The sequence below is a fragment of the Mesotoga sp. genome, from assembly GCF_035363035.1.
Classification (GTDB): Bacteria; Thermotogota; Thermotogae; order Petrotogales; family Kosmotogaceae; genus Mesotoga.
In genome coordinates, this window is record NZ_DAOSEH010000088.1 from 1 (window position 1) to 8213 (window position 8213).

At 50.6% G+C, this 8213-nt stretch carries 11 protein-coding genes; all 11 read right to left on the reverse strand.

All coding sequences use genetic code 11. The features are described from left to right. On the reverse strand, positions 1–463 hold a 463-nt coding region (locus PKX57_RS10235; protein ID WP_213920020.1), incomplete at its 3' end, for a hypothetical protein. Then, positions 460–912: a phage virion morphogenesis family protein gene (locus PKX57_RS10240; RefSeq protein ID WP_472417145.1), complete on the reverse strand. Its 453-nt coding sequence runs from the start codon at positions 910–912 to the stop codon at positions 460–462. The genes PKX57_RS10240 and PKX57_RS10235, both read right to left, overlap by 4 nt. 4 nt (positions 913–916) lie before the next feature. Continuing rightward, the gene (locus PKX57_RS10245; RefSeq protein WP_472417147.1) at positions 917–1279 is read right to left on the reverse strand and encodes a hypothetical protein; all 363 of its coding nucleotides are present in this window, start codon (positions 1277–1279) and stop codon (positions 917–919) included. Between the two features lie 13 nt (positions 1280–1292). Then, positions 1293–2309, reverse strand: a complete 1017-nt coding sequence (locus tag PKX57_RS10250) for a major capsid protein (protein WP_213920918.1) — start codon at positions 2307–2309, stop codon at positions 1293–1295. An 18-nt stretch (positions 2310–2327) separates the two neighbouring features. Then, positions 2328–2900 carry a hypothetical protein gene (locus PKX57_RS10255; RefSeq protein ID WP_472417149.1) on the reverse strand — a complete coding sequence of 191 codons (573 nt, stop codon included), beginning with the start codon at positions 2898–2900 and terminating at the stop codon, positions 2328–2330. 13 nt (positions 2901–2913) lie between these two features. Next, positions 2914–3807, reverse strand: coding sequence for a phage protease (locus PKX57_RS10260; RefSeq protein ID WP_472417151.1), 894 nt, complete (start codon positions 3805–3807; stop codon positions 2914–2916). Positions 3808–3818: 11 nt separating this feature from the next. Further along, on the reverse strand, positions 3819–3974 hold the full coding sequence (locus tag PKX57_RS10265) for a hypothetical protein (protein ID WP_472417056.1): 156 nt from the start codon (positions 3972–3974) through the stop codon (positions 3819–3821). A 56-nt stretch (positions 3975–4030) separates the two neighbouring features. Continuing rightward, a complete protein-coding gene (locus PKX57_RS10270; RefSeq protein ID WP_472417054.1) occupies positions 4031–4195 on the reverse strand; it encodes a hypothetical protein in 165 nt (54 codons plus the stop codon). Further along, positions 4195–5778 carry a minor capsid protein gene (locus PKX57_RS10275; protein WP_472417153.1) on the reverse strand — a complete coding sequence of 528 codons (1584 nt, stop codon included), beginning with the start codon at positions 5776–5778 and terminating at the stop codon, positions 4195–4197. The genes PKX57_RS10270 and PKX57_RS10275 overlap by 1 nt, the downstream gene beginning before the upstream one ends. Before the next feature lie 2 nt (positions 5779–5780). Beyond that, positions 5781–6938: a phage portal protein family protein gene (locus tag PKX57_RS10280; protein ID WP_472417155.1), complete on the reverse strand. Its 1158-nt coding sequence runs from the start codon at positions 6936–6938 to the stop codon at positions 5781–5783. A 10-nt stretch (positions 6939–6948) separates the two neighbouring features. After that, positions 6949–8213: terminase large subunit domain-containing protein (locus tag PKX57_RS10285; protein WP_472417157.1), on the reverse strand; the 1265-nt coding region annotated here is incomplete at its 5' end.

The following is an 8213-nucleotide window of genomic DNA, read 5'->3' on the forward strand; positions in this document are numbered from 1 at the left end:
ACTGAATTCTGAACCTCAATCTGACCCCGACTGCCTTGACTTGGAAATCGGGGAGTTCAGAATAATCTAGGTAACTCTCGTCTTCGAAAGTGCAGAGGTAATATCTTGTAGCCTGGCCATCGATCACCGGGAACCTCATAGAAGCGCATTTCGCGTGCATGAAGCCCGAGAACCTCAGCTGCTGCCTTTGAATCTCCCAGTCGAACCACTCGGATTTGAAGAGCGCGGTGACTTCGACAAGGAAATCTCGGAGGTCTCTCACACCGATAGCTTCCAGAGGCTGAGAACTCGAAGGAGATATTACAACCGCGGGAAAGCGGTCCCATACATCGAGCTTCGGCGAATGCCTGATGTACTCAATGTGCGGGACCTGTAGCACCTCTTTCAAGCCGTTGTCTATGAGAAAATGCTCCAGCGATTCTATGATCGTCTCTCTAACGTGAATAAGCTGCTCTTCAGTCATTTTAGATACCTCCCGAAGAGATCTTCGATATTCCTGATATCCTGCGTTTGCCAGACCATAAAAGCCCTCTTTGGTACACCGTAGCCCTCCTGGTGATAGACTGCGTAGTCAACGTTTGTCGCTACTTTCGCGTAGTCCTTTCCCCACTGGGGGTGTATGCTCTGTCTCAGCTTCTTGGTCCGGTAGCCTCTCCCGCCCCTAGATGAAGGGACATTCACTGAGAACACGAGCATCGGATAAGCCGTTCCCTTGTACTTGATCTTGCGTCTCTTAGTGCTTTCAGCAAGATCCGGCCACTTATCAGGTCTGCCGCCTTCGTCGAAGTTTTTATGAACGGATGAGAGCATCACGTTGGCGCTGTCCCTCATCACTGGTGTCAGGTCACCAAGCTTTTTCTGATATTGATTCAAGAGCGTGTCGAGTTTTTCTGTCCTGACTTCTATCTGCATTCGATCACCACTTTTCCAACTCTTCGCTTGTGAACACTTGCTCGTTTGACTCCATAGCAAAAGCCGGACCTGGTTGGACTTGAGGGACCTGAGTATTCAACCTCCGTTCGGCCTGTACCTGAGCTACGAGTTGTGAGTACTGCGCGAAAGTGTTTTGAGCCAGTTCCAGCATTGAGAGTTTTTCGTAGGTCTGAGACTTGGCGTAGAGAATTGCGAGTTTCTCTCTGATCTTTGTAGATGTCTCTACTGAAGAAGCCAGGGTCTCCCCTTCAGAGAGGAAACCCTCGACCGCTTCCAAGACATCATCGACGATCTTTCCCCTGATACTCTCGGGAAAGGCCAAGACGAATTCATCGATATCAATCATAGGGCATCAGCCCTCATTCGACTGTGATCGTCGACTTTATAATCCCCTTTGAATGAAGGATTATCGGGAGACCGTGACTCTCCGCGTAGACTCTCTTTCCGCCAGGGTTCTTTATATCCTCCGAGTAAGAGTAGACTTCTCCGAGCACCGGCCCCTGTTCATTGAAAGAAGCGGCGTAGAAGGGCTTGAACATTTCCGGCGTGGTAACGATGCAAAGATCGTCGTCGCCCTGGAGAGTGACTTCGTCGCCGGCCTCGTTCACGATCGTCTCGTTGAACTCGTAAATATTGAGTCCCTGGAGATTTCCTATGAATGGGAAGTCGTATTTCATGTTCCCTATCTCGATTCTCCTGTTGTCCATGAGCTTCTCGAGAGCGGTGTTCTCGATCAGCACTTTCGCGACGCTCGGAGTTACGAAAGCCAGAGTGGGCATGACTCCAGTCTCCTTGGAGAGCGCTATCCTGTACTCCCTGAGGTCCGTGAGAGGTGCTTTGGAGGTAGGATCGGACCAATCTGTCGACTCGCTCATGTAGGTGCTATCCATCCGGAAGTCGAAGTCGAATTTCTCATCGTTCCCGGAGTAGCTAACCTTACCTGTGAGAAGGATCTGCGCGAGCATCCATTCCCAGGCGGCGGTTATGGACTCCTTCTGGTCCCTCTGTGTATCGGCGATCCAGTTGTTCAGATGATCCATCTGGACCTGCGTCAGTGGTTCTCCCGCGTCTCTCATAGTCCAGATCTCGTCGTAGGTGATATCGTCGTAAAACTTTATCGTCGGCGGTTCTAGATTGACGTGGGTGTAGTTCTTGAGGTCTCTTGCCGGGGCCGGACTTCTCCTTTTAACAAACCTCGGGAGAATGGGACCGGTCCTCTTGATATCGAACTCGATGGATTTCGTTGCGAAATACTTTGCCGGGTTAGACCTGGGACTCTTCAAGAGCAGATCTATGAGCATCCTTGGAGACGGTTTGATCTGCTTTATAGCTTCAGTCAACGTCCGGTAATGAAAGACGTCTGCTACGGTAGGCATTTTCTTCACTCCTTATGATCAGTAAGATTCGATGAACCACAGTCTATTGAAGAGGTCCTCCTTGACTGCGGTGAGTTGCGTAGCGAGAAGGGCATTGGTTATCGCCTTCTCGTATACGACCCCGTGGATGATGAGAGGGACAGGCTGGTCGGTGTCGCTCGCTTCGAGAGGTTCTACTGAAACCCCGAATGCCGCGTCCGATCCGTCCTGCAGGGTGACCGCATCGTTCAAATCGGCGGTCTGTGCATCTTCCGTATCTACCGAGAAGGTGTTGTTTACTTTGTCGACCGCGGTTACGGTGACCGCCGATCCGTCGGCAATCTTTATGGAGTCTCCCACTTTCAACACAGAAGCGTCGGCGACTTTGAAGGTGCTCGCGGCTTCCTCTTCTGCCTGGGTGATGTAGGTTAATCCAAGCGGTCTGACCTTTCCCGCGTCTTCTCCGGAGGTGATTTTCCCGAAAACGGTGCCGGCCTCGGTTGTAGATTTCCCGACCCCGCCGATCATTATGAGGCCCCTCCGGATATCCGGGTGTTCAAGGGATATTACCTTTTTGAAATTGCTGTCCTGGTAACTTACTCCTACTGGCATCGTTCTTCACTCCTCATTTTGGATTTACTCTGCCGGCAATGTCTCCCGCCAGCTTCACGTATGTTTCATTCTCGCCAGCGCTCTCGCCCCTTCCCGACTGACCGAGTTTCACTTTCTCGGTTGGCTCCAGGATGTCGTCGAAGAGCTTCATGTCTTCTTCTTTCTTGACCCGCGGCTTAATCTTATCGAGGACGGCCGGCTTAACCCCTTTGTCGGTCCAGCCCTTCGCCCAGTTGTTGACTTTCTCAGAGAAGAGTTTCTCCTCGGCTTCTTTATTCGCTTTCTCAAGAGCCTCGAGTTTCGTCCTGGCTTCGGAGAGCTCCTTGTTCACTGATGCGAGAGTCTCGGAGAGTTCCTTTTCTTTCTTGTCCTTCTCCGCCCTAAGATCTGAAAGTTCCTTTTGAGCTTTCTCAAAGAGATCTTTGAATTCCATTCCTATTTCCTCCTCTTTCTCGAATTCCGAAAAGTAGACTATTTGCTCCATATCCGGCACGGCCGGCATGTTGGTCAGCGCCGCTCCTCTGAGGACCGGCCCTGCGTCTTTGCCCGTTTTCTTGTCCATGTATTTCTCGGCGTATGTGGCGCTCATGTATTTGAACTTCTTTCTCTTGATGAGTTCCACGCCTTCTTGATCCGGTTCGGAGTAGACCCACAGTCCGTCGTCTCTGGCCTCGACCTTGGTGATCTTTCCGTAGGCGCCGGGATGGTTCGGATCTTTCCCGTGATCGATGTCCAGCGAGAGTTCATACGAGGGGATCCCGTTCTTGAAGTTCTCCTCGATTTTCTGAGCGAGCTCTTTTGTCAGAGAGACCTTCCCGTATCTGGGGTCCTGAAACTCTATATACGGTAGGAGCCGGTACCAGAACCCGCCTGTTTTTGCGATTTCTGCAAGATATTTGTCTATCACGATCAATCACCTCAGCAAATCAAATAGTTCCTTTGCAGCCAGTCGAAGGCTCCCTTTACCGTGGGAAATCCAAACGGAAAGATCATTGTATCGCTGTCTCGCAGGTCGTCCTTTTCGATTATTCTGAAGTAACAGTCTTCAGGATCGCCTTCTGTGATCACATACATAATCGACCTCCAATAAAAAAGGAGGCCGAAGCCTCCTCGCAATAGTTGTCTTTCGCCTAGTCTCCTCTCGTGATCTTTAACATCGCTATGATCTTCTCGAATTCTCTTCTAACGACAGTGGGCGCCCCTTCTCTGAGAGACCAACCGTCTTCTCCCTTTAGGAGCTTCTCTTCGTCTATCTCTACCCACTCGTCCCACCAATCGGGTTTTTCAAACTGCACTATAACACCCCCTTCAACCATTCGCCGAACAGCACGAAGACCTCTTCCTTTCTCCCGGTAGTATAACCCGCAAAGAGCTCTGCGAAAGCTTCCACAATGCCGCCGCTTCTGGCATATCCCGAGATGTCGTTGAGAGTAATTCCCCTCTCTTTTCTCATTTTCGAGATCCATGAAGTGAACTCTGCCCTTTTTCCGGTCTCTCTGAGGTAGTAGTCGATCCTGTGGCCGAATTCGTGGCAGATAATACCTCCCGCGTCATGGGCCACCGACCACCCCTTTTTGTAATCACCCTCGATGATCTCCCGGAGTCTATCAGCTTTCTGCCAGAAAGTGTTCTTGACTACTATCTTGTCAAACCCCTGCGCGGTGTAAGCCAGGACATTGGGTGGTATCTTTCTCATCTGCCTGGTCACAACGTCCTCTATTTGCTCGGGAGAAGCATTTGGGTATCTTTTCTCAAAGAACCTCGTCCAGGCTTCCCTGGAATTTCTAGTGGACGTGATCCCGTCGAATTGCTCCCATACCTTGGGATACTTCTCTTTCAGCTCTTTGAGCGTAGTGTTTATCTCCTCAGCCAGCTCTTCAGCTATACCCCGGTAATCACATTCTACCCCTAATACCTGTTTTGCATATTCTTCAGGAGTAAGCTTCTTCACGTTTTCAAGTATTCTCTTGATGTCTTCCGTGACCAGGAAGGTAGGGGTCGTCTTTCTACTGCTAATTAGGGCTTTTACCACGTCTCTGTCTACCCGCCTGTTTACGGGTACCGCTTCTGGGTGCTGGCTGTGTATTCTTTCCATTTCCTCTCTCGAGAGCGTCTTGCCTTTAGAATCGTATATCGTATGAGGAACGAGCATACTCCTGCAGCGTGGATGGAGCGGCGGAGTGTTTTCGGCCAGGAGTTCCGGATCGTCTTTCGGGATCACCATACGGTCTCTCTGAGAGCAGATCTCTGTAGTGTGGTTGTCCATCACAGCAATAAGCTGGAATCCGTCAACGACAGGCGATTCTATTCCGGCATCCAGAATGCCTAGGGAGAAGGCCCTGGTGCTCTCGGTAGTTGCGATCACATCGGCCCTGTTCAAGTAGCCGCCCATTACCTTCTCTAGGTCCTCCGCTATGTCGAGATACGCTTTGCCCTGTAACATCCCTCTCCTCAACGTCTCCTCGATATCTCTAGAGTGTTTTTCAAACGGTTCCGTGAGTGTGAAGGTGTATTCCTTCAGAAACTCGTCGACAAAAGGAGAAGGCTTAAGATAAGAGTCTGGATCCTCTCTAATTTCCCTCACTGTCCGCTTCGCTATGTTCTCGTATTCCCTGAAGTCTATTGCTTTCAAGATCTCTCCGAGAAGGTCTTTTTCGTTGTACTGCCTGGTCCTTCTCTTCCGCTCTCTCCGCTTGAGGTCGTATATGGACAACGCCTTTGAAAGAAGGAAAACAGCTTCCAGGGAGTTCATGATCGCGGTGTAGTCAATAGAGAGCCTCTTTCCTTCGTATGCTTCCCTTCCCGACGGGATGGTGAACGCTCTCAAGATCTTGTTTTCGGCTTTTCTGTGGATCTTGAGAAATGTCGCGGCGTTCATGATTACTCTTCTTCGGGCGGCATTCCCAACGCGGTTCTGGCCCATCTTCTGTCTGCATCCGAGAGGTTGTCCAGCAACCCGGCCCTGCTAAGAATTTCGAGGTATTCGGCCTGAAGTTTCTTGTCATCTAGCGATTGCTCATGGATGATGGCGAATTCTCCATAGTCGTCCGGGTTCGGGAAGTTGTAATCGATCAGTTTTGCCACCACCTGGTCGAGAAAAGCATCGACCAGGTTCTCCGCCTGCGCCTGTGAAGAAGAGTGGACCATGTCTATGTGGACCTTGCCCAGGGCATAAGCGCCGCCGTGTTCGTTGTTGAGGAGGAGCTGGGGTAGTCCGAGGTTACGGTAGATAAGTATATTGGCGTACTCGATGGCCTGTCTGAACTGCTCCGATAGGTCTTTCGCGTTTGCCTGGAGAAGAACTATCTCGGTCTCTTTATCGGTGGCTATCGCTGTCTTCGAATGGAAGCTCTTCAATAGGTTGTTGAGCATGGCAACAGAGGTGGTGGCGTTGCCGCGATCGTCCTGCATGTTTATATTTGTGGTCTTTCCGTGTACGATGGGAAGAGCGTACTTGTCCAGTCCGATAGCCCAGATCTTGAAGAGCTTCCTCTTAAAGTCCCAGGCGCGATAGCAGCTTTTCAGTATGGACTCTCCATATAGTCCCTCCCCGTTTTTTATGACAAACATCTTGGAGAGGGGGATCTTGAACTCCCCCTTTGAAGTCGTCAGCTTTATGAACTGCGGTTCTTCTTCCGGATCGAATTTCATGGCCGAGGGCTCGTATGGAACTATTTTTTCTATCCAGAGCCTTCCGTTGGTGCTCTGCCAGACGATTTCTGCGGCGGACCAACCGTAGGCCAAACTGTCCGCGAGCATCTTCTTTAGCACGGTGAAGATCGAATTCTCGAGGTTATCCAGAACCGCCTTTACGAACTCGAAGACGTCCTGGTCCGGATTCGAATACTCCCCAATCTTAGAAGCCACTGAAGAGGAGATGAATCTGAGCCCGGCCGCCACTGTTTCGTCTTTCTTCATCTCTTTTATCACCGAGCTGTCCAGAACCGTCTCCGAAGAACTCGATTCTTCGCTTACACCCATCTGGCCGGCAGAAGGGCGTTTCACCGGTTTTCTGGCGAATATATCCAGTATTCCCATGGAAATCACCTCAATACTTGTCTGAACGCGAATAGAAAGCCGGCAGACTGTTGCCGGCATGATAGCTCCAGGCAGCCAAAGCCAGAGAGATCACGCAGTCGTCGTGGTATCCTTCGGGAGCGCTCATCTTGAGATTTCTCGAAGGCGTTATCTGGTACTCGAAGATCTCGAGTTCATTTATTAGCTCGGGTATGTCGTCCAGATGCACAAGCTCTTGTTCTATAACCATGGATAGATTGTTGATCAACTGCTCCTTGGAAGAGGAAGTGAACCTATAGCCCTCGATATTCAGCCCGTCTTTCCGCAACTCATCGTAGATCGGATCGCCGACACCCGTGCTGTCAAGAACAATCTTTCCGGGATACTTCTTGCTGATAAACCTTATCCTTTCCTTCTGGAGATTCCAGTCGATCTTGTTGAACCTGTCGAAGTAAACGAGATCTCCTTTTCTGTCCAGGACGGTAATCACAGTGAAGTCCATGTACTTGGCGAGGTCGACGCCTATATGGAAACTTTCGCCCTTCAAAGGTTCTCTGAGTGTTTTACGAATAAGCCTTCTCACGTTCCTGAAGACGCCGCCGGTATCCTCCAGAAACTCCGCGAGATATTCCTGTCTGAATGCCCTGTCAGGGAGCGTCATTCTAGCTTCTTCGATCTCCTCGGGTGCTATATGAGGGTTATCGGATGTAGGGTGCCGCCATGACCGGTATAGAGGAAATTGCGGGTCCTTTCCCCTGGTCCAGAGATGGTAAAACCAGTTACGCCCTTTGGGAGTCGAGATGATTATCGCCTTGCCCTGTCTGTCTGTAAGCGTGGGCCTCAGGTTTTCGTCCCAGATGACTTCCTTTATCCTGGCCGCCTCGTCGATTATGAGCAGATCCAATCCTTCACCGATTAGAGAGTCTGGATTGTCCGCGGATTTCCCGAGTATCTCCGTCCCCCAATTCGTGAGAATCCGCATCTCTGATTTCGAATCGCTGCAGTGTCCGTCCGGGTGCCAGATCTTTCTTCTAGGTCTCACATAGCGATAGATCTCTCTGAAGACCTTCCTCGAGAGGTCGTAAGTCGGACCCACTACCCAAATTCTCTTGTTCTCCCTGAACAGGTAGTTGATCGCCTCTACAGCCGCGTACAAAGACTTCCCCCAGCGCCTTCCGTTGCAAAGGATCTTGAACCTGGCGTCCGACATAAAGGCCTCTTTCTGGCCCCCTTCATGAGGCACGAAGCCTATGTCTTTCAAGAACAACTCTTTGTTCATATCCCCCAGCGTTCTTT